The sequence below is a fragment of the Leptolyngbya sp. PCC 6406 genome, assembly GCF_000332095.2.
Lineage (GTDB): Bacteria > Cyanobacteriota > Cyanobacteriia > Phormidesmidales > Phormidesmidaceae > PCC-6406.
This window is the reverse complement of record NZ_KI913949.1, coordinates 2154738-2179072: the sequence shown is the minus strand read 5'-3', so window position 1 is coordinate 2179072 and position 24335 is coordinate 2154738. Positions and strand designations below refer to the sequence as shown.

At 56.2% G+C, this 24335-nt stretch carries 24 protein-coding genes; 6 read left to right on the top strand and 18 right to left on the bottom strand.

The window, feature by feature from the left end; all coding sequences use genetic code 11:
• Positions 1–166: 166 nt before the first annotated feature.
• The 11 genes from LEP6406_RS0209845 to LEP6406_RS0209795 form a co-directional block, all read right to left on the bottom strand.
• Positions 167–1600: a dihydrolipoyl dehydrogenase family protein gene (locus LEP6406_RS0209845; protein WP_008310050.1), complete on the bottom strand. Its 1434-nt coding sequence runs from the start codon at positions 1598–1600 to the stop codon at positions 167–169.
• Between the two features lie 107 nt (positions 1601–1707).
• A complete protein-coding gene (locus LEP6406_RS0209840) occupies positions 1708–2439 on the bottom strand; it encodes a 2-phosphosulfolactate phosphatase family protein (RefSeq protein ID WP_008310047.1) in 732 nt (243 codons plus the stop codon).
• Between the two features lie 74 nt (positions 2440–2513).
• Positions 2514–3089 carry a hypothetical protein gene (locus LEP6406_RS0209835; RefSeq protein ID WP_008310045.1) on the bottom strand — a complete coding sequence of 192 codons (576 nt, stop codon included), beginning with the start codon at positions 3087–3089 and terminating at the stop codon, positions 2514–2516.
• A gap of 513 nt (positions 3090–3602) precedes the next feature.
• Entirely contained in the window at positions 3603–4310 is a 708-nt protein-coding gene (locus LEP6406_RS0209830; RefSeq protein WP_317133830.1) for a phycobilisome rod-core linker polypeptide, read from the bottom strand.
• Positions 4311–4604: 294 nt separating this feature from the next.
• Positions 4605–5201, bottom strand: a complete 597-nt coding sequence (locus tag LEP6406_RS0209825) for a phycobiliprotein lyase (RefSeq protein ID WP_008310040.1) — start codon at positions 5199–5201, stop codon at positions 4605–4607.
• 290 nt (positions 5202–5491) lie between these two features.
• A complete protein-coding gene (locus LEP6406_RS0209820; RefSeq protein WP_008310037.1) occupies positions 5492–6289 on the bottom strand; it encodes a YdcF family protein in 798 nt (265 codons plus the stop codon).
• 11 nt (positions 6290–6300) lie between these two features.
• Positions 6301–6819 carry a GNAT family N-acetyltransferase gene (locus tag LEP6406_RS27355; protein ID WP_008310035.1) on the bottom strand — a complete coding sequence of 173 codons (519 nt, stop codon included), beginning with the start codon at positions 6817–6819 and terminating at the stop codon, positions 6301–6303.
• Between the two features lie 25 nt (positions 6820–6844).
• Positions 6845–7159 carry a hypothetical protein gene (locus LEP6406_RS0209810; protein ID WP_008310033.1) on the bottom strand — a complete coding sequence of 105 codons (315 nt, stop codon included), beginning with the start codon at positions 7157–7159 and terminating at the stop codon, positions 6845–6847.
• A gap of 177 nt (positions 7160–7336) precedes the next feature.
• A complete protein-coding gene (locus LEP6406_RS0209805) occupies positions 7337–8878 on the bottom strand; it encodes a bifunctional aminoglycoside phosphotransferase/ATP-binding protein (protein WP_008310030.1) in 1542 nt (513 codons plus the stop codon).
• 128 nt (positions 8879–9006) lie between these two features.
• Complete coding sequence (locus tag LEP6406_RS0209800; protein ID WP_008310028.1) at positions 9007–9621, bottom strand: 50S ribosomal protein L25/general stress protein Ctc; 615 nt, start codon at positions 9619–9621, stop codon at positions 9007–9009.
• A gap of 123 nt (positions 9622–9744) precedes the next feature.
• The gene (locus LEP6406_RS0209795) at positions 9745–11082 is read right to left on the bottom strand and encodes an adenylosuccinate synthase (RefSeq protein ID WP_008310026.1); all 1338 of its coding nucleotides are present in this window, start codon (positions 11080–11082) and stop codon (positions 9745–9747) included.
• 276 nt (positions 11083–11358) lie between these two features.
• On the opposite strand from LEP6406_RS0209795, the gene LEP6406_RS0209790 reads away from it, so the two are divergent.
• Entirely contained in the window at positions 11359–11829 is a 471-nt protein-coding gene (locus LEP6406_RS0209790; RefSeq protein WP_008310024.1) for a DUF4079 domain-containing protein, read from the top strand.
• A gap of 89 nt (positions 11830–11918) precedes the next feature.
• A complete protein-coding gene (locus LEP6406_RS27350; RefSeq protein WP_051463652.1) occupies positions 11919–12776 on the top strand; it encodes an acyl-CoA desaturase in 858 nt (285 codons plus the stop codon).
• Here LEP6406_RS27350 and LEP6406_RS0209780 read toward each other — a convergent pair.
• Both LEP6406_RS0209780 and purM read right to left on the bottom strand, forming a co-directional pair.
• The gene (locus tag LEP6406_RS0209780; RefSeq protein WP_008310021.1) at positions 12748–13587 is read right to left on the bottom strand and encodes a prohibitin family protein; all 840 of its coding nucleotides are present in this window, start codon (positions 13585–13587) and stop codon (positions 12748–12750) included. The genes LEP6406_RS27350 and LEP6406_RS0209780 overlap by 29 nt on opposite strands.
• 409 nt (positions 13588–13996) lie before the next feature.
• Entirely contained in the window at positions 13997–15103 is a 1107-nt protein-coding gene (gene purM, locus LEP6406_RS27345) for a phosphoribosylformylglycinamidine cyclo-ligase (RefSeq protein ID WP_008314140.1), read from the bottom strand.
• Positions 15104–15744: 641 nt separating this feature from the next.
• Between purM and LEP6406_RS34210 the strand changes: the two genes are divergently transcribed.
• Positions 15745–16788: a septal ring lytic transglycosylase RlpA family protein gene (locus LEP6406_RS34210; protein ID WP_008314147.1), complete on the top strand. Its 1044-nt coding sequence runs from the start codon at positions 15745–15747 to the stop codon at positions 16786–16788.
• A 438-nt stretch (positions 16789–17226) separates the two neighbouring features.
• On the opposite strand, the gene LEP6406_RS0209760 is transcribed toward LEP6406_RS34210, so the two are convergent.
• The 3 genes from LEP6406_RS0209760 to phoU form a co-directional block, all read right to left on the bottom strand.
• Positions 17227–17886: a flavin prenyltransferase UbiX gene (locus tag LEP6406_RS0209760; RefSeq protein ID WP_008314150.1), complete on the bottom strand. Its 660-nt coding sequence runs from the start codon at positions 17884–17886 to the stop codon at positions 17227–17229.
• Entirely contained in the window at positions 17873–20266 is a 2394-nt protein-coding gene (locus LEP6406_RS0209755; protein WP_008314154.1) for a ribonuclease R family protein, read from the bottom strand. Before LEP6406_RS0209755 ends, LEP6406_RS0209760 begins: the two co-directional genes overlap by 14 nt.
• A gap of 215 nt (positions 20267–20481) precedes the next feature.
• Positions 20482–21150, bottom strand: a complete 669-nt coding sequence (phoU, locus tag LEP6406_RS0209750) for a phosphate signaling complex protein PhoU (RefSeq protein ID WP_008314157.1) — start codon at positions 21148–21150, stop codon at positions 20482–20484.
• 377 nt (positions 21151–21527) lie between these two features.
• Between phoU and psaM the strand changes: the two genes are divergently transcribed.
• From psaM to LEP6406_RS0209735, 3 genes are all read left to right on the top strand, one after another.
• Positions 21528–21623 (top strand): photosystem I reaction center subunit XII, encoded by a 96-nt coding sequence (gene psaM / locus LEP6406_RS31080; RefSeq protein WP_008314160.1) that lies wholly within the window; start codon positions 21528–21530, stop codon positions 21621–21623.
• A 263-nt stretch (positions 21624–21886) separates the two neighbouring features.
• Positions 21887–22348, top strand: coding sequence for a slr1601 family putative cell division protein (locus LEP6406_RS27335; RefSeq protein ID WP_008314167.1), 462 nt, complete (start codon positions 21887–21889; stop codon positions 22346–22348).
• Between the two features lie 39 nt (positions 22349–22387).
• Positions 22388–22621 (top strand): hypothetical protein, encoded by a 234-nt coding sequence (locus LEP6406_RS0209735; RefSeq protein ID WP_008314170.1) that lies wholly within the window; start codon positions 22388–22390, stop codon positions 22619–22621.
• Here the strand turns inward: LEP6406_RS0209735 and LEP6406_RS0209730 are convergent.
• Together LEP6406_RS0209730 and LEP6406_RS0209725 are read right to left on the bottom strand one after the other, a co-directional pair.
• The gene (locus tag LEP6406_RS0209730; protein WP_008314172.1) at positions 22610–22912 is read right to left on the bottom strand and encodes a hypothetical protein; all 303 of its coding nucleotides are present in this window, start codon (positions 22910–22912) and stop codon (positions 22610–22612) included. The genes LEP6406_RS0209735 and LEP6406_RS0209730 overlap by 12 nt on opposite strands.
• Positions 22913–23012: 100 nt before the next feature.
• Positions 23013–24074: an ABC transporter permease gene (locus LEP6406_RS0209725; protein ID WP_008314174.1), complete on the bottom strand. Its 1062-nt coding sequence runs from the start codon at positions 24072–24074 to the stop codon at positions 23013–23015.
• Positions 24075–24335: the final 261 nt, after the last annotated feature.

The following is a 24335-nucleotide window of genomic DNA, read 5'->3' as shown; positions in this document are numbered from 1 at the left end:
CTGTGAGTATCAGAAGCTATCTGCGGCGGGTGATGGGCACCGTTATTGTCTACGCTAGCGAAGTGATCTTTCGCAAGGGGTAGATATTGATCTGGATATATAGCAACCCCATTTGCTTTTTGAAGACCTTCATAGCGTGGGTGACTAGATCTGCCCCTAGGTGCCCCTAGCGACCAATGGAGCGACGAAAGTTGAAAAATCCCCGCAGAATATTTTGGAGGCGGGAGTTGGCCCCGTAGCTTTGCTTCGTCAGTTGCAGAGCGGTTTTGCTGTTGATTTCCGAAAGGGTGGGATAGACGTGGATGATGGCCGTCAGGGCTCCAATCTTGAGCTTGTGGCCCATGGCCAACACGACCTCGTGGATCAGTTCCCCCGCCGCAGGACCGACGATGTGGGCTCCGAGGATTTCGCCATTTTTGCGGGTGATGAACTTGGCAAAACCGATGCCTGCCCCTTCCGCTAGCGCCCGATCCACATGGTCAAAGTCGTGGCGCAGTACCCGGATATCGTCTCCGTAGCGTTTGCGGGCTTGATCTTCCGTTAGTCCGACGCGCGCAAGTTCCGGCTCCGTGAAGGTGGCCCAGGGAATCACCCGGTAGTCGGCGGCTTTGGTGGGCAAGAACAGGGCGTTTTGAATGACGACGGTAGCTTCGTAACCGGCGACATGGGTGAACTGGTAGCCCCCAATTACATCCCCAGCGGCGTAGATGCGAGAATTGGTGGTTTGCAGTTTGGCATTGACGGTGATGCCTTCTTTGCCCACGGCGACCCCCGCTGCTTGTAAGTTCAGACTTTCCACATTGGGCACACGACCAGCGGCGACGAGGATTTCATCCACCACCACTTCGCCTTGGGCAGTAAGAATCACCTTTTTCCCATCCCGAAGAAAGACTTCCTGGGCACGAGTGTTGGTGAGGATGCGTACCCCTTCGGCTGCCATATAGTCCTGTACCACTTGGGCGGCTTCGGGTTCCTCCTTGGGCATGATGCGATCGCGACTGGCGAGAATCGTGACTTCGCTGCCCAGACGAGCAAAGGCTTGCCCCAGTTCACAGCCAATGGGGCCAGCCCCAATCACCGCGAGAGCCGCAGGCTGCTCTTGAAGGGAGAATACCGTCATATTGGTCAGATACCCCGCCTCCCGAAGGCCGGGGATAGGGGGCAGGCCGGGGCGACCCCCCGTCGCGATTAGAAAGGCTCGGGCCTTGAGTTGGCGACCATTCACCGCAAAGGTCCGGTTATCGACAAACTGGCCCTCTCCGTAGATGACCTCCACGCCTAGAGCCTCAAAGCGCTCTGTTGAGTCGTGTTCCTGGATGGTGTCGATAACCCGATGCACATGGCCCAGAGCCTCCCGAATGCGGACATTGTGCAGGGTGGCATTGACGCCGTAGGGGGCGGCATGTTGAACGGTGTGGGCGACCCGACCCGCGTGGATCAGGGATTTACTCGGAACACAGCCGTAGTGGAGGCAATCTCCCCCTAAGCGAGGTTCCTTTTCAATCAGGGCCACCTTAGCCTTAAGTTGGGCACTGGCACTAGCGGCCACTAAGCCAGCAGAACCGCCACCAATCACCACCAGATCGTAGTCAACCGCCATGATTTCCCCCCCAGTAATACGTTAATTACGGCCTACCGACTCTGCTTGCAAGCATAAATCGCTTGTCTGAGTAGGGGATGAGTGGTGTCAAAGGGTGTGGTGAATAATCATCGCACCAACACGCCGGGGTGCTTTTGAATTGGGACTATATCCAGCACATCAAGTTGGGCGCAGTAGCCCAGATCTGCCTCTTGCTTGAGCCGCAGCAGCCGCTGACCGTGGGTGGCGTGGTGCAGCAAATCCAGGAGACGATCGCGCCACTGGAGATAGAGACTGACGGCGGCGATCGCAGCGTCATTCCCCACCAAATCCTTCAGATCTGACCCCTGCTGGTCTGTCAGACGATGCAAAATGGCTCCTGCGCAGACCGTATCCTCCAGAGAATAGCTACCCTCCCAGCCGGATCCTACCAGCCAGACTGTTTTCGGTCCTTGGCGGATGAGAAAATCTACCACCGCTTGTCGGGTGGTCAGGGCTGCTGTGATCACAATGGGAGCATCCTGGATCCGCTGGAGACAGCGGGTACCGTTGGTGGTGCTCATAAACAGGGTGCGGTGGGCCGACAGGGCGGCGGTATGGTCTAGGGGAGAATTGCCCAAGTCGAACCCGGCTACCTTGCCTCCCCCCCGTTCTCCGGCTAGAAGTCGGGTTTCTGGGGAATATTGTTCACTGGCGGCTCGCAGGGTATCTAGGTCACTAAACACATGGATCGCCGCAGCGCCAGCGTCTAATGCTGCCGCCATAGTCGAGGTGGCTCTTAGCACATCAATTGCGATCGCACAGTCAGGCATGGCCCCATCGGGCACTTCTTCTGGGGTGTGATAAACAGAAAGTTTCACAGGCTCTTGGGGACTAGGTCCGAGATTACGGGCGAAAGAGGAAGGCCGATCATAAGGATCAACGATTTCCCATTCTATGCGTCTAGCTCCCCAAAACTGTCCTCTGTCCCATGAAGAATAGGCATCAAATAGGCCCCCAACCCCAGACCCGCTATCCAACCAAACAGGGTCATCCGGATATTGTCGATGGGCCACCAGTCAAAGCCCTGGAGGGCTAATTCTGCTGGATACACCATACACAGGGCAAATGCGATCGCAAATCCCCACAGCCCATACTGATCAAGCCAGTAAGGCGGCTGGTCAGAATAGCCCGCTGCTGCCCGTCCGCGATGGCCCCTTCGGGTCGATCCCTGACCATCGCGGCTATAGAGCACCCGCATCACCACCAGCCCCATCAGCGTGCCATAGCAGCGCATACACACCGCCATGATGTGAGGGGGAGCGAGGACTGGTCCCAGATCGGGCTGGGGACACACCTGGATCCCCAGCCAATAGATAATGTCAGCAATTTGCTCCAGAATTGGCAGCTCCGACGCCGCCAGAAACGGGGCCGCCAAGGGACCACTAACGAGGGCTATTAACACTAGATCCGCCCACCAGCTTTTCCAAGGCCGACGTAAGGATAGACCGGAATTCAAGGGGATTTCCATGGCAAAAAGACTCAAAGGAATTGAAAGACTAGTACTCTGCGGCGTAAATACTCTGACCGTTCTATCGGGGTACACCTCGGCCCCTCACCGTTCGGCTGAGCTCACGCCGAAGCCCTAGCCCTCTCCCACGGGGAGAGGGGACCGGAAAATGTTGGGCTGGTGCGACAGAATAGCAAGCCTATTTCAGCCTAGGGGTACTAGGGGCTGTGGACAATCAAACCCAGATTCCTGATTATGGGGCGGTTACAGCCCCTCGCTTGATTCCGTAGGGCGGGCGTGGTCATGCCTACCCCCAACGGTTTCCTCATTAATTGTCCACACGCCCTAGGGCAGCGCGGGACTCTCGCCCCTGACCATATACCCCTGACTATATATAGTATGGATGCGAGTCTGGATGCCATCCTGTAAAGTGCATAAACCTGTAAAGCGCATAAAAAAGGGGATGTCCGAAGACATCCCCCATTAATTCCCTTGAAGTAATCTCGACATCAACCCCTACAGATTGCCTACTGCCTACAGTTGGCGGTACGGAACCTTAGTGGCAATGTTGATGTCAGCGGTGGTGACCCGCGCCGGAGCTGCACTTGCCGGACGGATGCTGCGAGCCATACCCAAGAACTGGGAAGGATTGCCAGCAGTAGCTTTCTGCTCTTGAGGAATAAAACGACGCACTTGGTTCTGCCAAACAATCTGGGGGAAGCCCAGAACAGAACGATAGTATTCGTCGTAGCGGGGCAGACGTAGATTTGTCGGCATTTCTCCGCCATCCCGGCTGGGCAACACCCGACGGCGCTGATAGGGAACCGTGTTGTATCCGAAGACTCCCACGTACTCCTCGCTGTCCAACAAAGCGTCTACAAAGCCCTGGATTCCCTTCGTGGCTACCACAATGGACCAGGCAATTTTTTCCCGCTCGCTGTAGACAGAACGCCCCAAGACCCGCTCAACAGAATGCTCTACAAAACGATAATTGCTGTTCTTTTCGTAAAAGCTGGTGTAGTAGGTTTCGGAAAGCAGTAGCCCCCGAATGAAATCACGCACCGTGATTTGGGCGTTGCGTAGTTGGGACTCTAGGAAGGGCTCACGATCCCACTTAAAAGCATGGAAAAAGATTTGACGGTAAGCTGCCTCGATTAGGGCGTCCGTATCAGAAGCATCAAGCAGATTGTCGGTGCTAAAGACCCGAGGCTGCTCATCCCCCGGCACGTCATACGCAGCCACACGAACATTTTGGCTGGCAGGTGAATAACTCAACAAAGGAAGAGCCACGTTTGAATCTCCAGAATCTCAGGATTTATACAATCGTTAAGGGTAATCATAGGGGAATCGCCCGATGATTCCGGGCAATTCTGAGTAAATCCTCACAGAGCTTAACATTTGCTAGGGGCTTTACAGGGAGCCACTTTCCAGGATTTTACCCGCCCCTTAACCTGGGCAATTCTGAGCATCCTAGGGCACAGCATTACCCAAACTGGCCTATCGTTACAAAACGAGATAGTTAGATCCTACGGTAGCTCACCACCCTAGGACGGAGTAGCAGAGAACCGGCCCCTCGTCTGCCACAGGGGGCGCAGTGTTACTGGGCCTATCCCCTGGCTCCTGAAGGCGGGTTTCGGCACAAAAAGAGGCGGTATTGGAAAGCCCAATCACGGTACTAGTGCGGAGACGCAGATTGGGATTGGGAAACCAGAACCGCTCCACCGAACTCATGGTGGCGTATTCCGTGGTCAACACCAGACCATCCTGATCATCCACCAGATAGCGTCCAACCACGGGACTGGTTTCAGCGTAGCCCTTTTCCCGCAGCAGACGACCTTGGCGGGGGTTATCTGCATCGGGCACAATCACCAGCACCGTAGCCCCTTCCTGACCTGCTCCCTCCTGATCCCAGGCCATAGAGCCCTGCCAGTTGACCGCTGCTCCACCGACAGCGGCGGCAGGGTCTACATCATGCATCTGACAGATGTTTACCACCTGGGGGGCATCGGCAGCCAGCACCGAAGCGGTAATTTCCAGGTTGCCCAGCTCTGTGCGCCGCATGGCGAGGTGATGGGTGGTGCGCTGAGAATACCAGCGGCCTTCACTCATCCGAAAGAAATCCATTGCTTCCATAAGCTCTCTGCCCCCAAAGGCGGGTGACTCAGTACTTAGTTATCCTAGGGAACTTAGGGGCGCTAAAAGCATTCCACGCCAAAAATTATTCCTGGGTTGGACCACAGAAATGGCTGTGACGGATTAACATTTGGGGTTCTGCTCCGCTCCAGAACAGGGATCTCTGGGAGCGTAATTTAGTCAAGACGGGATTCATGATGGAGTACGGAACTCGATATCGAGCTTTGGTGAGGATGGTTTTAGCCGCGATCGCGTAACCCTTCACACCCCCCCTTACCTTACGATCGATATTAGGCCCAACCCCGCAGGCGGTAAATCCAGAGCCCCAGGTATTCCTTCAGAGCGCGGCTGACTTGGTTGAGGTTGTCGGCATCCGGCAGCAGGCTCAAGATCACGGCGCGGAGACTACTACTGACTTCCCAGATGGACTGTTCCGAGACCCAGAAATCTGTCGGAGCCGCGATCGCAGTTATCCCCAATTTCCGAAAAATTGCCAGCGATCGCGGCATGTGGCTCGCCGATGTAACCAGCAAAATCGAGTCAATCCCGCGCCGCTCCAGAATTGCCTTCACATTCATCGCATTCTCATAGGTATTCAAAGACCGGGGTTCTTCCACAATGGCAGAGCGAGGCACCCCAAAGGCGGTGGCAATTGTCGCCATGTCCGTAGACTCTGCCTGCCCACCCCCTCGCCATGGCACCCGGCCCCCACTGAAAATCAGCATTGGAGCCCGCTCTGCCTGGTAAAGGCGAATGCCATGGAGTACCCGGTCCCCCGCCTCACTCAGGTCTACCCAGGGTCGGGGATGCAGGGCTGAACGGGTACCGCCCCCCAACACAACGATCGCTTCTGCCTGGGGCATCGGCTCAGGGGGCAGATATCGCCATTCTAGAGACTGCATGAGCCGTGTTGCCACCCAGGCATTGCTGCCGATGAGGAGCACCCCCAGCGCCAGCGCCCCGGTCGTCGCCGCCCACCAGCGCCGCCGCCCCCATATCGCTAAGGCAATAGTCACCACTATCAGGACGCAACTGAACCCCAGGGGGTAAATCAGCAGGGGCAAGAGTTTGGATAAAAAAAGAAACATGGAGAGGTGCCCTAGGCGGTGAGGTTATTCCCCTTCAGGCCATTATCAAACCAACGCAGATAAAAGCGATCGCAGGCGTGGTGTCCCGAGTTGCCTAAGGGTTGCGCCTGGGGACGAAAGCCCGACCGTTCGTAAAAGGCCATGGCTCCGGTCATGGTGCGAAAGGTTTCTAGATAGCAGCCGTGATAGCCATAGTCCCGAGCAATCGCCACCACCTGATCCATCAGCGCCCGCCCCAGTCCTTGACCCCGCCATTCCGGCAGCAGATACATTTTCTGTAGCTCACAAAGATCGGGATACTCACAGGGAAAGGGCGCTATCCCCGCTCCACCCACGACCTGATCTCCGGCGATGGCCACAAAATAGGCATACCCTGGTTTTGCATAGGCTCTAGCCAGATCCTCTAACTCCGGATCGGACCAGGCAAATCCTCCACAGTTGGCCCCAAATTCCGTGAGTACTTGGCGAATAATAGCTGCGATCGCACCATTGTCGGCGGCCTGAATTTCCCGGATCTGACAGGTCATCATCGACGAGATCACAAGTAAAAAGACATTAAGGTCGGCGGGAGCGGCTTAGGCGTTTATCTCGACGGGTAAACAGTTTAAGAAAGGGTAGGCGATTGCCAATCTGTCCCGATGATTTGAAGCGGTCGCCCCACTTACGCAGGGGATCGATGAGAGTCCCTTGGGCTTCGGTTTCCTGGGGTTCGCCACCGGGGGTCTGCCACCAAGCGTTGACGGTGCCCCCTGCAAACCCGCCAATGGCCCCAAACACAATACTGGGCACCACCTCATAACCCAACAGCAGAAAGGTAAAGAGAAACAGAAGCCACAGCCGCAGAGCGACGGGAATAATTTTATCAGGCATGGAATCAGCCTCGAATCGCAGCGGAAAACATATCCACAGCCCCTAGTGCTTAGTCAATTCGGCCCCTCACCGTTCGGCTGAGCTCACGCCGAAGCCCTAGCCCTCTCCCAAGGGGAAAGGGGACTGGAAAATGTTGGGCTGGTGCGACAATAGTGGGCTGATTTACGCCCTGCGGTACTAGTTACCCCCAATCATACTGATTAACTGGGGTTTTAGGGATTGGGTGGTGTCTACCGTAGTGACATAGGGCTCCACCTCAGGGCCAAAGGGCTCTAAGGCTTGCCGTGCCAGTACTGCCACCGTGGCATCAGCGATGTCCCCGGTGCGGGCCTGCACCCGCTGGCGAAGGACCGATTGGGGGGCTGTGCAATAGACGATGTCTAGGGGCAGATCGTGGGCTTGGGCCTGGGCAATGGCGGCATCCCGAGGCTGGGCGCGGTCGTATTTCGCATCCAAAACCACGGTGTAGCCCTGGCGGGCCAGGGTGATTCCCAGGTGCAGCAGGCGATCGTAGGTCCGCTGGGTCATGGCCGGAGTATAGAGGCCCTCGGGTCCCTGTTGGTGTAGGGGCACACCCCCAAGGTGCTTGCGCACTGCATCGGAGCGGATGTGGATGGCCCCTACCTCGCTGCTGAGGGCACGGGCTACGGTGCTTTTGCCGGCTCCCGAAAGCCCCGCCATTAGGAACAAGCGGCCCTGGCGGGGTTGGACATAGTCATGGGCCAGGGTGTAGTAGCGGGCGGCTTTGGCGGCGGCGGCCTGCTTTTCTGCTTCGGGAATAGCGGCATCCCCCAGTAAAAAGGAGGTTACCTTAGCCCTTACATAGGACTGACGACTGACGTACAGGGGTAGAACTTGCAGCCCCTCCCAATCTCCGGTGCGTTCCACATATTCGCTGACAAAGGCGGATACGAGATCGGGGCGGTCCTGAGCCGTAAAGTCCATGACCAGATAGGCAATGTCGAACATCACATCTACAAACCGGAAGGGCTTGTTGAACTCGATGCAGTCAAAGAGCCACAGGCGATTCTGCCAGTAGCAAATGTTGTTCAGGTGTAGATCACCGTGGCAGGCGCGAATCCAGTCCCCTGCTATCCGCTGCTGCAAGAGATCAGCCTGCTCGGTGAAGAAGTGGTCTGTGTAGGCTTGGGTGGCGTCAAACTGGGCTTGGGTCTGGGGACCGCCGATAAACCCGAGGGTTTGCTCGTAGTTTTCGTCAATGGATTGGCGCACCTGGGCCACGGTGCCGTAGCTGCGAATCTCGTCGTCCGTTTCGGCGGCTTGGTGGAAGTTGGCGATGGTGGTGGCGAGTTGTCGCACCAAGTCTTCCCCTAGGTCTCCCTGCTCAAACATTTGGCTGAGGAGGGCGGTTTGGGGGAACTGGCGCATCTGTACCGCATATTCCACGGGGTCGCCGTCGCCCTTGAGCTGGTAGCGATCCCCTGTTTGGGTGATGGGTAGTACCGCCAGATATAGGTCCGCTGCCGTGCGCTGGTTGAGGCGCAGTTCTTCTTGGCAAAAGTGCGATCGCAGATCCAGAGTGGAATAGTCCAAGAAGCCAAAATTCACAGGTTTCTTGACCTTGTAGGCGTAGTCCCCCGTCAGCACCACGTAGGACACATGGGTCTGAATCAGGCGCAGGGGAGCGGCAACAGGATGGGGATAGAATCCCGGCTCCAGCATCTGCTCAATTAGGGGGGGCAGGGAAGGATCAGCCATAGTACACCAAGTCACCGACACAGAGCAGACGAAAAGGATTCAGACAAAAACAGAGGGCACAGCACGGCTGTGCCCCGATTCAGACACTGGGAAAAAAAGGGCCAGGAACCCCTTCAGGCGTTTCCGGCTTAAACGACACCGACCGCTGGGGCGGCTTCGGCGGCGGGTTCATCACCGCTCTCAGCCTTGGCTCGGCCTAGCACACTTGCCACAAGCTGGTTGGTCTCCGCCACCGCCAACACCCCAGGGGGCAGAACCAGGTCAGAGATGTGGAGGCTATCCCCCACATTTAGGGCCGACACATCCACATCCAGGGTCTCGGGAATGGCATTGGGGGCGCAACGGATTGCCAGGTCATTCAGCACCGTATCTAGGACGCCGCCATCTTGGCTCACCCCATAGGGGATACCGACGTAGTGAACAGGAACCACGACTTCTACAGAATCCTGGGCCGCAATGGAGAAAAAACTAATGTGGTATACCAGCTTTTTCCAGGGATGGGCCTGAACCTCCCGCAACAGTGCCTTACCGGTCCAGGGCAAATCGGGGATGCTCAGGTTAATCAAGGTGTTGTTGATGGATGCTTTCTTCACCAAGGTTTCTGCTTCCTTGGTATTGAGGGTCAGATCCACCGAATCCGCCCCATTATGGCCGTAGAGCACGGCGGGCATCAGACCAGCTCGGCGTAGCGCCTTAGGCTTTTGGTCAGGGGTACGTTTGCTACATTCAATCGTCAATTCCATGGGACTTAACCAGTGTTGCTAGAGGATCTTAAAGAGAAAACAGAACAGGGACAGGGGCATTAGACTCCAGAGTCGAGACTCCGAGAGACCTATACCCGCTGAGGCAGGGAAACGGAAGCTGCCCTAGGCGACCTGGGAGGTAACGCCGTTTTCATAGAGCAGTGCCCGCTTGGGTCCGTGGATGGGATCTTCCACGATGATGGTCTGGTCACGGCTAGCCCCCAGCGAGACAATCGCAATAGGCACTTCCATCAACTCAGCCAAAAACTTGAGATAGTCCAGCGCTTGCCGAGGCAGGTCTTCTAGGTTACGACAATCAGCGGTGGACTGTTGCCAACCGGGCAGAGATTTGTAGACGGGCTCACACCGGGCAAAGCGACGGGCACTACTGGGAAATTCTTGGCAGATTTCTCCGTCTACCTTGTAGGCCACGCAGACGTTGATTTCCTCCATCTCATCCAGTACATCGAGCTTGGTCACCGCTAGGCAGTCAATGCCGTTGATGCGGACAGCGTAGCGGCCAATGACCGCGTCAAACCAGCCGCAGCGGCGCTGTCGTCCAGTGGTGGTGCCAAATTCTGCCCCGCGATCGCACAGCGCTGCCCCCATGCAGTCCGTCAACTCTGTGGGGAATGGCCCTTCGCCAACACGGGTGGTGTAGGCTTTGGCCACGCCGATGACACGGTCGATCATGGTGGGACCGACGCCGGAGCCGATGCAGGCTCCCCCCGCCACAGGGTTGGAGGAGGTGACGTAGGGATAGGTGCCGTGGTCTAGATCCAACAGGGTACCCTGGGCTCCCTCAAAGAGGATATTTTTGCGATCGCGCACGGCCTGGTTAATCAGTAGGGAACTGTCCACTACATGGGGGCGTAGCCGCTCTGCATACCCCTGATATTCCGCCACTACCGCTGCTGAATCCAAGGGAGCCAGACCGTAGAGCTTCTCCAGCACCACATTTTTGTACTCGATGGCCCACTCTAGACGGGCTTGGAGGGTTTCGGTTTCGATCAAATCCACCATGCGGATGCCCGTCCGCTCAGACTTGTCAGCATAGGTGGGGCCAATTCCCCGGCGGGTGGTGCCGATTTTTTGATTCCCCAGCCGTTCCTCTGACGCCTGATCAATCAGGCGATGGTAGGGCATGGTGACATGGGCCGAATCGGAAATGAATAGATTATTGGTGGAAATTCCCAGGGTCTCCAGCGTGTCTAGCTCCGCAATTAGCGCCTTGGGATCAATGACAGTGCCATTGCCAATCACACATTCCGTTTTGGGGTAGAGAATGCCGGAGGGAATCAGGTGCAGCTTAAAGGTCTGATCCTTAACGACGACGGTATGCCCTGCGTTGACCCCGCCTTGATAGCGCACGACAACATGGGCCGATCTGCTAAGCAAATCGGTAATTTTACCTTTTCCTTCGTCGCCCCACTGGGCACCGATTACAACTACGTTTGCCAAGGGATTCCGAGCCTATTATTCACACAAATTACCATTATCAGTAGAGGATTATCCCCCTGTCAAGCGCGACTGTCCCAGTCTCATCATTCATTTTCTGGTCGTGCAATTCCAAGTTTGACTCCTTAGCTTGAATCCTTAGGAGACATCTCCTATAGGCTAGGACGCATCCTCAATGGGGTAGTTTGGGATTAGCCTTTAGCGCCATCGCCCTACCCTGGGGGGCACAGTGAACCTATAATTTTTGTGAAGACACTCACTGCAAGCCCTCAAAACATCATGGATCTCGGCCCACTAGACCCGATCAAACCCTGGCTCAACTTCCTTCATCCCCTGATGATGTGGGGACTCTTGGGGTTGACCCTCTATTCCCTCTATCTGGGGACAAAAGTTCGCCGCACTCGGTCCGCAGAGGGAGATGAGAAAAAGGCCCTGATCAAGGGCAAGTTCAACATCCGCCACCATCAAATCGGGTCTGCCCTTCTAGCCTTGATGGTGTTGGGGACCATTGGTGGCATGGCGGTCACCTACATTAACAATGGCAAGCTCTTTTTGGGGCCACACCTGATCGTGGGTCTGACGATGACTGGGTTGATTGCTACCTCCGCTGCCCTCGTCCCCTTTATGCAAAAGGGCAATGATACCGCTCGCTATACCCACATCACGTTGAATATTGTGTTGGTGGGTCTATTTGGCTGGCAAGCTGTGACCGGCACCCAGATTGTCCAGCGGATCCTAGAAAACTTTTAGTACATCTAAGGCATCTTTTGACCAAGCTTTTTTCTGTACAGAAAACCCCCAGCCCGACTCTGCGTATCCTTTACCGGGGCGGGCCGATCATGCAAATCTCGATTCATCTCCTAGCGATTCTTAGTTTGGGCAGCTATGTCTGGATGGGCGGCTGGCGCGGAATAACGCCAGGGCTGCTATCCTCGGCGGTCGCCTACGGTGTGGTTTGGTACATCCTGGGGATGTTCGCGACCACCCTCTTTTACCATCGGTATCTAGCCCACGGATCCTTCAAGATGCCTCGGTTGATGCAGTGGCCCTGGGCGTTTCTGGCTGCAAGTGCCGCCATGATGGGACCGAGTTGGTGGGTGAGTCACCATCGGCACCATCATCAATATTCTGATCAGCCTCCGGATCTCCACAGTCCTAGTCGGGGGTTTTGGTGGTCTCACATGATTTGGTTATTCACGACCCAGCCCCAACGCTTACCGCTGGATATTGAACGCCAGAGGATTTTGCGGCTGTGGGATCGGCTCTATTTTGTGCCGACACTGTTGATTCTGCTGGCTTCGGTGGCCCTAGGGCCGGAATATGCGATCGCATATTTGATTTCCCTAGTCATTCTTTTCCATGCGGTGCAATGTGTTAATTCGGTGTGTCACTGTTTTGGCACCCAGCCCTTCGACAGCCGCGACAATAGTCGCTCTAATCCTTGGATTGCCCTGCTGACTCTGGGAGAAGGGTTTCACAACCCCCACCACACCTTTTCCCACTCCGCCCGCCATGGCTTTAGCCATGACGGCTATCGGGTGAGCTTGCGACCTGATCCCACATTTTGGTTAATTCAAGCCCTGGCTCAGGTGGGGTTAGCCTCCGATATCCGCCTGCCGTCCCTCGCTCAATGGCAGAGTAAAGCGCGTTTCGACAGGCGGGAGATGGCTAATTCTTATCAGAATCGGCAATGTTAAAGAGGAAGGGAACACTGCCGGAATCGCTGCCGGTGACCAGCACCCTGGGCATCTGGGCACCTCCTTCTCGCCAAGCTTCGATGGCTTCCTTTTGTAGGACGAGTTTACCGCCTTGGGCCTTGAGGGTTTCGGCGATCAGGCGCTGGGCTTCGGCCCGACCCTTGGCTCGGTTGATTTCTGCCAGGGCTTCCTGCTCTGCCTCTTGGGCCACATAAACGGCGCGGCGAGCCCGCTGCTCGGCGATTTGCTTGTCTTCTACTGACTTGGCAAATTCCTTCGAGAATTTCAGATCCACCACGCTGGTATCGAGGACAATGATGCCGTACTTCTCTAGGCGAGAACCCAGGGCAGTATCAAAGTCTTCCTTGAGGGCGGTGCGTTGGGTGATGGCTTCTTCTACCGTGCGCCGTGCCGCTGCGATTTTGAAGGATTCTTGGGTTTGGGGGGCGATTACCTTGGAGACAATATTGGCTAGGGTGCCTTGGGTCCGACGAATGGTGACCACTTCGCTGGGGTCTAGGCGGAAGTTGATGGCAAAGCTGGCGGTGAGATCCTGAAGATCCTTCGTGGAGCTTTGGGCCGGAACCTCGAATTTTTGTACCGTCACGTCATACACATCCACATTGGAGATGATGGGGGGCTTAAAGTGGACGCCTTCCATTAGGGGGCCGTCCTGGGCTTTGCCGAGGATGCTGAGGACGCCGGCCTGTCCGGGATTGACGATGACAAAGCTACTGGAGCCGACTGCCAGCACGATGAGTGCGAAAAAGGCTAGGACAATCGGCTGCCAACTGGGGACTTGGGATTTCAAGGGAAATTTCTCCTGTTTGGGGTCTAGGGGGTCGCCCCTATTCTAGGGGCTGTGGATAATCAAAGCCAGATTGCTTGTTATCGGGTGGTTGCAGCCCCTAGCTTGATTCAGTAGGGCGGGCGTGTTCATGCCTACCCCGCAAGGATGTCCTCGTTAATGGTCCCCACGCCCTAGGGGCTGTGGATAATCAAAGCCAGATTGCTTGTTATCGGGTGGTTGCAGCCCCTAGCTTGATTCAGTAGGGCGGGCGTGTTCATGCCTACCCCGCAAGGATGTCCTCGTTAATGGTCCCCACGCCCTAGGGGCTGTGGATAATCAAAGCCAGATTGCTTGTTATCGGGTGGTTGCAGCCCCTAGCTTGATTCAGTAGGGCGGGCGTGTTCATGCCTACCCCGCAAGGATGTCCTCGTTAATGGTCCCCACGCCCTAGGGGCATGGGGTCAGAGTCTCCAGAGACGTAATCTTTGCTCAAGGGGATGCCCTGCACTTGCCCATCGCCGGAGATGACTTCGCCAATGGCGTAGGCGGCTGTGCCCTGGTCAGCAAAGAAGGCAATAACGCGATCGCAACTTTCTGGCGGCACCAGCAACACAAAGCCCACCCCCATGTTGAAGGTGTCGTACAGGGCTTCGGGGGCGACCGGCCCCGCCGCTGCCAGCCAGTCAAAAATGGGCAGAATGGGCCAGCTTCCTGGCTGTAGGGCGATGGACTGGCCGGGGCCGAGACAGCGAGGGAGATTTTCCGGCAGGCCGCCCCCGGTGATATGGGCCATCGCGTGGAGGGGAAGCTGGGCTTTGAGGGCCGCGAGGACGGGTTGAACGTAGATCTGGGTTGGCGTCAGCAGGGCATCCCCCAGGGAAACCCCATGGAGCAGTGGCGGACAGTCTGCCCAGTCATAGCCGGAACTGGCTCCATCGCGGGGGGCCTCCGCCATAATCTTGCGGACAAGGCTATAGCCATTGCTGTGGATGCCGGTACTGGGTAGTGCGATCGCAACATCCCCAAGGGCTACCTGAGAACCATCCCGCAGAGCAGTTTTTTCCGCAATGCCAACACAGAATCCCGCCAAATCATATTCCCCTGGACCATAGAAACCGGGCATCTCCGCCGTTTCGCCCCCCAGCAGGGCACAGCCCGCCTGCCGACAGCCCGCCGCCACCCCCGCCACCACCCCCGCCAGTTGGTCCGGGGCCAGTTTTCCGGTGGCCAAGTAATCCAAAAAATAGAGGGGTTCGGCCCCGCTGGTAAGGACATCATTGACACACATAGCGACCAGATCAATGCCGATGGTGTCGTGGCGATTGAGGGCCTGGGCCACCTTGAGCTTGGTCCCGACCCCATCGGTGCCAGAAACCAGCACGGGTTCCTGATACCCCGTGGGGAGCTGAAAACAGCCGCCGAAGCCCCCCAATCCCCCCAGCACACCGGGGCGGTAGGTACTGGCCACCATGTCTCGAATTCGGTCCACAAAGGCCCGTCCCGCCACTACATCTACCCCCGCATCCCGGTAATCCATCGCCCTACCTCATCAGTGCGTTCCCCATTGTCTATATATATGGAGAATTTTTGTATGGGGATTTGAGGAGAAGTTTAGGTATGGCAGTGGCCATCCAGGTTAGGACAAGGGGCTTAAGCCCCTTGTTCGTTCCAGGCTTAACGATATTGGCTGCTGCTGTAGTAGCAGCCCAACTGCTCCAGAATTTCGATCCTAGACCGGGTATCGTGGCGTTTTCTCGTCTCCAGTGACTATGGGTGAAGTTGCATAGTCCAGTCAGGTTTTGATGAAAAAAGACCCCGAGATCCTGACCTGAATGATTACTTTTACGAAAGTCAAACACAAAACAGATAACAATCTCAAAACATATTTTCTCTCTTATGGTCCCGAATAAAAAATCGAGGATGCTTACCCCGTGGGATTTTGAGATTTGTAAAGGGAACTTAAATCCCTGTTTTTCGATCCCCGCCTCACCTGTTGCCCGGATCCCCAACCCAGAACCTTCGTGGTAGGGTTCTAGTCGTTCAAAAAACATTGCACAGAGTGAAGTTAAAGCGGGTATGAGAGGGCAGGTATGAGATGGCAATTGTTAATGACTTGCCAGACCGAATCGGGGACGGCCCCCACCCTCTCAGCCCGGATTGTTGAATTTGGTTACCCCTATGCATCAACGCTTGTTTCACAGTCTGACCGCTGCGGTGTTTGTATCTGCCGTCGGCGCTGCCTTGCCCAGCCATGCTCAGCAAGTTGACAGACTTGAAGAACTGCTCCACCTCAACCCTGACACCGCCGATGTGTTCCCTGACACTGCCTCACCCGATAGTGCTCTTTCCGATCTGTCTCTAGAGAATTTGTCCGAGAACGCAGGGGCTGAAACGCTCCCATCCGAGACCGCTGCAAACCCTGAAATTCGGACTCTGTCCCGTCGTTCCGCTGACCTTGTTATTGTCATTTCCCACCCCCTCGACGATCGTCAGGCCGCGACTCTTTACGTTCAGAACATTCCGGTCCTGACCTTCATTGGCTCCGAGCTAGCCACCCTCAGCGATACCAAGGCCACCGCAGCCCCAGATTTAGCCACAGACACCGCTACTGTCGATGCCGATCCAGTTGTGCAAGCCACCGCGATCGCAGCTCTGATTGAAGCCTTTCACCAAGCCGAGGGAGATGCCACCGCCATCTCCGTCCGCTGGGATGCAGACCAAGAAACCTACGTCATCGCCCTAGCTGATGATGACCTCGTCACCGTGGACGAGACAGTGATGCTGCCAGACACCACGAATAACGAGGGCATGGATGCGCTCCAAGCCACCAACCGCCTCCGCCGCCTCTTGGGGGGCGCAGATCCCCTTCAATCCGTCGAAGGCCAACCTACCGCTACAGATTCCACCTCTAACTGGAATGTGGTCTCCGTGGTCACTGGACGGGCCTCCTGGTATGGACCCGGTTTCCATGGTCGCCGCACTGCCAACGGTGAGGTCTTTAACCAAAACGCCCTCACTGCTGCCCACCGCACGCTGCCCTTTGGCACTGTGGTTCGAGTCACCAACGTCAACAACAACCGTCAAGTGGTAGTCCGCATCAATGATCGCGGCCCCTTTAGTGGCGGACGTATTCTCGATCTCTCCGCTGGTGCTGCGCGGGAAATTGGCCTAGATCGAGCTGGTGTCGGCCCTGTTCGTATAGAGGTTCTCTCCACGCCCTAAACCTATTCCCAGGTATAAAAACCCCTGTCTCTGTCCCCTTTCCCTGAGCTTGTCAAAGGGAATAGGGGCAGGGGTTCTTTACAGTCCAACTCTCCCTGAAGGGCACCGTGGGCAAGGCCACGATACGGCCCTCTGAGTTAATTGTCCACAGGCCCTAAGGGACTCGCAGGAAAATAACGTACCCGCTCCGCTGATCGCGCTTGCTCCCTGGGGGAGCCATTGCATGTTGGCGCAGCCTGTCTGAAAGACATACGACTTCGCCCAACCCTCAAACCCTTGCCGGATAAAGAGTCTTTACCTTTGTGAGTCTGCGTAGATACTGTGTTAGCGCCTCAGGGCCAAGCCTGCTGAGGCGCTAACACAGTATCTATGCCCAGTGGAACCCTTGTGTTCCCTGGAATCCCCTTGCATCCTTATGCCTTGCGGTACCAGGGGAGGTCATCCTGGAAGGTCATCTTCGGGGTTGGAACCCTGCCAGCGGCGCAGGGGCACACAGTCCAGGTGAAAGTAATCTAGGGCGCGGGCTACGACAAAGTCCACCAAGTCCAGAATCGTCTCAGGCTGGTGGTACCAGGCGGGGATGGCGGGAACAATGTGGGCTCCGGCCTCCGCCAGGGTGGTGAGATTCCGCAGGTGAATCAAGCTGAAGGGGGTTTCGCGGGGGACCAGCACCAGCGGTTGGCGCTCCTTGAGTTGCACATCTGCCGCCCGTTCCAACAGGTCTGAACTAAGGCCCGCTGCCAGCTTGCCCACGGTGCTCATGCTGCATGGCAAAATCACCATGCCCAGGGTGCGAAAGGAGCCGCTGGCAATTGTGGCTCCGACATCCCCCCAGGGATGGCAGCGGAGAGAGCCCTGTTGGGGTACCCCTGCCTGAGCCCGCCAAAACTCCGCCTGGGCATCGGGTTCCCCCGGCATCTGGAGATTTTGCTCCGCTTTCCAGACTTGGTAGGTCGCCCGAGATGCCACCAACTCCACCGGAATCTGGGCCTCTAGGAGGAATTTGAGGGCGCGCACCGCATAGATCAGGCCGGAAGCCCCAGTCACCCCCAGGGTGAGGGGCAGGGCTTTAGCGGGAACAGGCTTATTCCGATTCATCCTGGCTGTCTACATCGGGCTCGTAGTCATCCCCAGGATGGCCATTGCCGTTGAAGTCCTCATCGCCCTCATCGTCATCCTCGTCGGCTTCACTGCCCCCACCGACAGCAACTAGGTCAATCTGCTGGCGGTAGTAGTCTACGTTCTTGACTTGGACCTCAACCCGATCCCCCAGGCGGAACTGGCGACGATTCTTGCGGCCTACCAGCTTTTGCTGACGGGAACGGTACTCATACCAGTCGTCTTTGAGGGAGCTGACATGCACTAACCCTTCTACTAATAATTCTTCAATCTCCACAAAGAAGCCGTAGGACTGGACCCCGGTGATCAGACCGTGGAAGACGGAACCGGTATGGTCTCGCATGAAGGCGGCTTTCTTTAGCCCCTCTAGATCTGACTCTGCATCCTGGGCAAGACGTTCTCGCTCTGTCAGCGGCCCTGTGATGCGCTGGATGTAGTCTTCTAGCTCGTGGTGGAGATCGGGGGGGAGAACATTCCAGTTGATCTGACCATGGCAACTGCTGTGGCGCAGGTTGACCCCGTCTTTGGAGCGGGTGGATCTGCGATCGCGCCCCTTTTCAAACACAGCATGGAGTACCCGATGCACCATGAGGTCAGGGTAGCGCCGTGTCGGCGAAGAGAAATGGGCATAGCCATCCTCCAGGGCCAAGCCAAAATGTCCCCCAGCTTGGGCGGCGTAGAAGGCGGGCTTAAAGGTAGACAACAACAGATAGGTGAGGATCTTTTCCGACTGGGAAGCAGCGAACTGCTGAGTGAAGCGTTGGTAGTCAGCGGGGGTGATGGTTTCGGGATCCGCCAATTCGAGCTGGATGTCCATATTTTCCGCCAGCTTGATCAGCTCCTGCACATCCGCCACATTGGGGGGACGATGGAGGCGATAGATGGCGGGTACCCCCAACGACTGAAGATGGGAAGCGACAAGCTGATTGGCTAAGAGGGTGAATTCCGTCACTACCATGCGAGCGGGCAGGAGGGAAGACACCACCATTACTCCCAACAGTCCCTCGTCGTCGTACTGGAATTTAGGAGAAGCGTAGGAGGCTAGGGCTTCTTCTGCATCATCGGGGAACTCGTGTTCCGGCAGGTTCAGCTCAAAGGATCCTCGGGACATGCGTTGGTAGCGTGCTGCTTGACTGAGGGTGAAGAGATCCTCCAAGAGGTCATGGATGGGCTGAAAAGGTTCCAATTCCGCTGGGGTGACCCCAAGTTTTTCTAACTCCTCGGGGAATTCGCGGGCGAGAATGCCTTGAGCTTGGTTGTAGTTGAGGTGATGGTCTACCCGCAGTACGGTGGGCTGAATCTCGAAGAACAGCACCTCACCATCGGGATTCAGGGTGACCAAAACCGATAGGGTAAGGCGATCTTCCCCCGGCAGTAGGGAGCAGAGGGCTCCCGAGAGGGGGTCGGGCAGCATCGGAATGACTTCATCCCCCAGGTAGACGGAGGTGCCTCGCTTGAAGGCTTCTTGGTCAATCTGGGAATGGAGGGGGACATAGTGGCTGACATCGGAAATATGGACGCCGAGTTGCCAGTTGCCGTCGTCGTCCTTGCCTAGGGTGAGAGCATCATCAATGACTCGGGCATCGGGACCGTCGATGGTGAGGGTGAGGCGATCGCGCAGGTCCATGCGATCCTTCGCGGCTTTGCCAACCTGATCGGAGAGGGTCGCAGCCTCCGCGAGCACAGCCTCGGTAAAACTGCGGGGCAGGTCATGTTTGCAGTAAACAATATCGCGATCGGAGGAGGCTTCGGCGTCGCTGCCGAGAATCTGGGCCACTCTACCCTGGGGGGGATGTTGGCCGAGGGGATAACGCACGACCTCGACATGGGCCAGTTGATCAACGGCTTCCTTGAGCAACGCTGGTTCCCCCTCTAGGGCCAGCTCAAAGAGGAGGCGGTCGTCTAGGGGGACGGCTTGGAAGGTATCTTTCTCGGTCTTAACCCGCGCCAGCACCGAGGCGTTGGCCCGCTCTAGAATCAGATGGACCTCTCCTTCGGGACTACGGCGACGACTCCCTTCCTTGGTCACCCTCACCAAAACGCGATCGCCGTTCCAAGCCGTATTCAACTGGCTCTCACGGACGTAGATATCGTCGGCGGCTTCATCATCTTGGATGGCAAAGCAAAACCCTTTGCTAGAGCAGCGGAGCTTACCTTCTACAACCCCATCCTCCGTCACTCGCTGGTATTTACCCCGCTCCTTTGCCAAAACCCCGATACGTTCTAGGGCGTCTACGGCAATCTGTAGCTCTCGAATACTGGTTTCATCCTCACAGTGGAGCTTTTTTTGGAGGGTCTTGAGGGTAACGCTTTTGTCTTCGGTGAAATTAGCCAGCAGGGCAGCAATCGAAAAGTTCATGTAGCGAGTGATCCTTATCGGTGCAAATTGGGGCGAATTGACGGGGCAGGGGGTAGTGAACAGGCAGATCTTTAAGCTTGCAGATCTTTAACCTAAGGGTAGGCCAGTTCTATGATTCCGCTCACGTGCCACGGGTAGCAGCCCACATCCAGATAACAACCCAGCATGAATCAGCAGGCTGGGAAGCCGGAGGCCGATACCAAATATACCCTACTCTAGGTGCGCTCGCCCGTTACAACATAGGCGATGCGACGACCAATGTTGGTGGCGTGGTCTGCCACCCGCTCTAAGTAGCGGATGACGAGTACTAGTAATACAACGGTTTCTACATTCTCAATCGGGTTGTCGGGATGGACCAGTTGATCGTAGAGGGCATCGTAGTCGTCATCGACCGCATCGTCTTTTTCTTTAATATCCAACCCAATTTCGGCATTTAGATCCGATAGGGCGACGAGGCTGAGGGCTACCATGGAGCGGCAGCGGTCAAGCATCACTTGGATCGGCTGCATACAGGGATGGACGGGGTAGGGAAAGAGTTTAATCGCGACTTCGCCGATGTCCTTGGCATAGTCGCCGATGCGTTCTAGATCGCGAATCAACTGCATGAAGGCGCTGATGTGGCGCAGCCCTTGGGTGGCGGGTCGGGGCTCGGTTAACAGGTTGACGCAGTCGAGTTCGATCTGACGGTAGAACTGGTCGATGCGCTTATCGTGAACCTTGAGCTGTTGGGCGGCTTCGAGGTTGCGATCGCAGAGGGCACTGCGGGCTAGGAGACAGGAATTTTCAACTAGCGCACCCATCCGCAGGACATCGCGTTGGAGCCGCTTGAGTTGACGATCAAAGGGGGCAACTTGGGGGCTTTCAGACAGAGAGGAATCGATCACAGGGCCACGCAGGTTCAATTTAGGGGAGGAACTTAGGGGAAGAACATGATTCAGTCAGATCAGGGACTAGGGAGCAATGGCCGAGGCATGGCAAATGTCAGGGAATGCCATCAAAGCGCTGTATTGCAGGTTTACTCCATGCTAGCCCCGGCAATAGTGACGAAGATGACATTTTGAAGTTTAAGAAAAACCAGGAACAATAACAGCAGGCTCCCCCTATTTTGGCCTGCCCTCTTTCTCCCTGGGCAAAGTTACGCTGTGTAACAGTTGCCCTAGAGATAGGGCTGAAAGGTCGGGAGATAGGGAAAAATTGGACTCAGCTTCCCCAGGGAAGCCTTCAATGTCGATCAGTCGCTCAATAGAAAGGATTGATAACTATGGCGTTATCCGATACTCAGATTTTCATTGCCCTTGCGATCGCGCTAATTCCCGGCGTATTGGCATTCCGACTGTCCACTGAGCTTTACAAGTAGGGGACCAACCGGGGCCAGTCGGGCGTCCCTCTGTGGCGTTCGACAGTACATTCGATCTCAATTCAAGTTCAGTGCCGCCCCAGGGGTTTCCTCGGGGCGGCTTTTTATCGGGAGATTTTTATCGGGAGCATGGTGGGGATCGGAGGTGGGATGCAAATCCATCGCTTTTTTTCTCAATTCTTGTGGTTTTATCCCATAATTGAGGCTATTCTATGGCAGGCTCGCCCAATGTCGAGGGGTGAGTTTTCCATCTAGAGGTGCCCATGAGCTTACCCCAGCCCCTCCCAGACTTGGTACCTGTCCAGTCCCCCCAGCGGCGGCCCCGGCCTGCCCAGCCCCGAGTGAAGGCGCGATTGCCTTTGGCCGGTCGCAGACCCTCGCGCTCCGCAGCCCAAGCCCACCGAGCCTTGGCCTGGGAAATGACTATCCGCTTGACGGTGAATTTGGGCATTAGCTTAGTGGCCTTGTCTACCCTAGTTCGGTTAGTGCCCTACCACCAAGTCCAGCGCCAAACCCTCCAAAAAGTGCAGGCAGCAGTGGCTGAATCGGAAGGAACAACGGCCCAACTCCAGGCGGAATTTGACCGCTACTTTGACCCAGCCCAAGCCAGCCGCATGATGCAGGCCCAGGATGGCCAAAGATTAGGTCGCAGCATTCCGATTGTGCTCGTCGATCCCCTGGTCCCCCGCGCTACCGAGGGACCAGCGTCCCATCCCGACAATTAAGGATTAAGACCCTAAGTCATTAAGACAATCCCTCTGCCCATGGCCCTTTCCCACAGCGAATCCCAACAACTCCTGGCCCGCATGATCTTCCCCGATGGTTCAGCGGAAGAGTGGGTGCAGGATGTTTGGGGTCTGAGCCCCACCCTAGGGGAGTCGGCAGCCCGCTTGGTGGATGTGATGGCAGCGCTATCGGATTGTCTCTCAGAAGAAAAATTGGAAAATCTGGTCCACAGTCTCTATCACGACCAGTTAGAGGACCAGCTAGAGAAATAGGGCCTGACCCTGCTCTAGGAAATCGACCATGGGGGTCACGGGGTCGCGTACCAGGCCCACTCCCCTAAACCCCCAGCGCTTGAGTAAATCCTTGAGCTGGTAGGCCGAAACCGATTCCAGGGCAAAGCGATCGCGAGCCTCAGGGGCATGGGTGCTGAGGTAGGTCAACGCCTCATGGTCTGCCCCAAACAGGAGCAAAAAGGTTTGAGCCGCCCCCTCCTCTCCAGTACGAGCCGCTAGATGGCGACCATCCTGCTTGGACCGGAGGAGGTAATAGACCTGGGAATACATAGCAGAACTGGACTCGGTGACAGGGATTAAGGGGATCTCTGGAAAACGTCTTTTGTTCAGAACCCCTTGGCAATGGTGGGCAGTGCCCACCCTACATGGATTAATTCATCTCCGAAAGCTGAATCCGGGGATCCACTACGGTCAGGGCAATATCCGCCAGCAGGTTGCCAATAATCAACATGGTTGCCCCCATCATCAGACTAGCCATGACCAGGTACAGATCTTGGGCCTGCACCGCCTGCAAAATCAACCGCCCCAGTCCCGGCCAGTTGAAGTAGTTTTCGGTAATAAACGCCCCCCCCAATAGGCTGGCAAACTCAAACCCCAGCAGGGTAATCATGGGGTTGATGGCATTGCGTAGGGCATGGACATAAATCACCCGATTTTCTGGCAGACCCTTGGCGCGGGCGGTTTGAATATAGTCCTGCCGCAGGACATCCAGGAGTTGCCCCCGCATAATCCGCTGGAGACCGGCATAGCTGGTGACACTGAGGGCTAGGGTCGGCAAAATCAGGTGCCAGCCAATATCCAAAATCTGGCCAAACCAGGTGAGGTCATCGTGGTTAATACTGGTGCGTCCCCCAACAGGGAACAGGGGTGCGGTGCTCTGGGCAAAGAACAGCAGCAGCAGTCCAGTGATGATGGTGGGAATGCCCTGGCCGATGTAGCTGAAAACCCGTAGTACTCGGTCTAGCAGTTGATTTTGACGCACTGCGCCAATGATGCCCAGAGGCATGGCGATGGCCCAGGTGAGCACAATGGAGGAAAAGGACAGCAGTAGGGTATTGGGAATGCGCTCTGCCAGCACCTCTGCCACGGGGCGCTGGTAGGCAAAGCTTTGACCAAAGTTGAGATGGAGCACGATTTGCTCCAGCCAGCGGGTGTATTGCACCCAGAGGGGACGATCTAGGCCAAACTGCTGCTCTAGTTGCTCAATGGTTTCTGGGGAAACCTGAGGATTTTGACGATACAGGTCTAAAAAGTCTCCCGGTGAGAGCTGAATAATAAAAAAACTAAAGGCTGAGGCCAGCAAGAGGGTCAACAATGCCTGCATGACCCGCTTCACGATGTAGAGGCTGGTTTCACTCGTGAGCACCGCCTGGGCCAATTGCCAGACTTCAACGGGCGATCGCGTGGGTCGGGTCGTGGGGGTTGGGGTCATGCTGGGGGTTGCATCTTTACCGGCAGGCTTGTGACTATGTTAAGGCGGAAATCATCTGTGCTGGTACGTTATTGGTGCGTTATGCTTCGCTAACAGCACTCTACGGTTGCGTTATTAGGGTATCAATGTAAGCCGAGATATAAGTAAGCCGAGATAATATTGGCTCCGAGGAATTCAGGAGTTAGGAGCCAGAATCCAGGAGAGTACTGAATTCTGACTCCTCCCCAGGAGATTTGTCCCGCTTTGAGTTGATACCCCTTT

Bases quoted from the DNA above. Each gene is read 5' to 3' on its own strand.
- psaM (WP_008314160.1), top strand. From the start codon at position 21,528: ATGGCGTTATCCGATACTCAGATTTTCATTGCCCTTGCGATCGCGCTA.
- LEP6406_RS27350 (WP_051463652.1), top strand. From the start codon at position 11,919: ATGCAAATCTCGATTCATCTCCTAGCGATTCTTAGTTTGGGCAGCTAT.
- LEP6406_RS0209755 (WP_008314154.1), bottom strand. From the start codon at position 20,266: ATGAACTTTTCGATTGCTGCCCTGCTGGCTAATTTCACCGAAGACAAA.
- LEP6406_RS0209810 (WP_008310033.1), bottom strand. From the start codon at position 7,159: ATGCCTGATAAAATTATTCCCGTCGCTCTGCGGCTGTGGCTTCTGTTT.
- LEP6406_RS0209725 (WP_008314174.1), bottom strand. From the start codon at position 24,074: ATGACCCCAACCCCCACGACCCGACCCACGCGATCGCCCGTTGAAGTC.
- LEP6406_RS27335 (WP_008314167.1), top strand. From the start codon at position 21,887: ATGAGCTTACCCCAGCCCCTCCCAGACTTGGTACCTGTCCAGTCCCCC.
- purM (WP_008314140.1), bottom strand. From the start codon at position 15,103: ATGGATTACCGGGATGCGGGGGTAGATGTAGTGGCGGGACGGGCCTTT.
- LEP6406_RS0209730 (WP_008314172.1), bottom strand. From the start codon at position 22,912: ATGTATTCCCAGGTCTATTACCTCCTCCGGTCCAAGCAGGATGGTCGC.
- LEP6406_RS0209845 (WP_008310050.1), bottom strand. From the start codon at position 1,600: ATGGCGGTTGACTACGATCTGGTGGTGATTGGTGGCGGTTCTGCTGGC.
- LEP6406_RS0209735 (WP_008314170.1), top strand. From the start codon at position 22,388: ATGGCCCTTTCCCACAGCGAATCCCAACAACTCCTGGCCCGCATGATC.
- LEP6406_RS0209835 (WP_008310045.1), bottom strand. From the start codon at position 3,089: ATGGAAATCCCCTTGAATTCCGGTCTATCCTTACGTCGGCCTTGGAAA.
- LEP6406_RS0209760 (WP_008314150.1), bottom strand. From the start codon at position 17,886: ATGAATCGGAATAAGCCTGTTCCCGCTAAAGCCCTGCCCCTCACCCTG.
- LEP6406_RS27355 (WP_008310035.1), bottom strand. From the start codon at position 6,819: ATGATGACCTGTCAGATCCGGGAAATTCAGGCCGCCGACAATGGTGCG.
- LEP6406_RS34210 (WP_008314147.1), top strand. From the start codon at position 15,745: ATGCATCAACGCTTGTTTCACAGTCTGACCGCTGCGGTGTTTGTATCT.
- LEP6406_RS0209825 (WP_008310040.1), bottom strand. From the start codon at position 5,201: ATGGAAGCAATGGATTTCTTTCGGATGAGTGAAGGCCGCTGGTATTCT.
- LEP6406_RS0209790 (WP_008310024.1), top strand. From the start codon at position 11,359: ATGGATCTCGGCCCACTAGACCCGATCAAACCCTGGCTCAACTTCCTT.
- LEP6406_RS0209805 (WP_008310030.1), bottom strand. From the start codon at position 8,878: ATGGCTGATCCTTCCCTGCCCCCCCTAATTGAGCAGATGCTGGAGCCG.
- LEP6406_RS0209820 (WP_008310037.1), bottom strand. From the start codon at position 6,289: ATGTTTCTTTTTTTATCCAAACTCTTGCCCCTGCTGATTTACCCCCTG.
- LEP6406_RS0209800 (WP_008310028.1), bottom strand. From the start codon at position 9,621: ATGGAATTGACGATTGAATGTAGCAAACGTACCCCTGACCAAAAGCCT.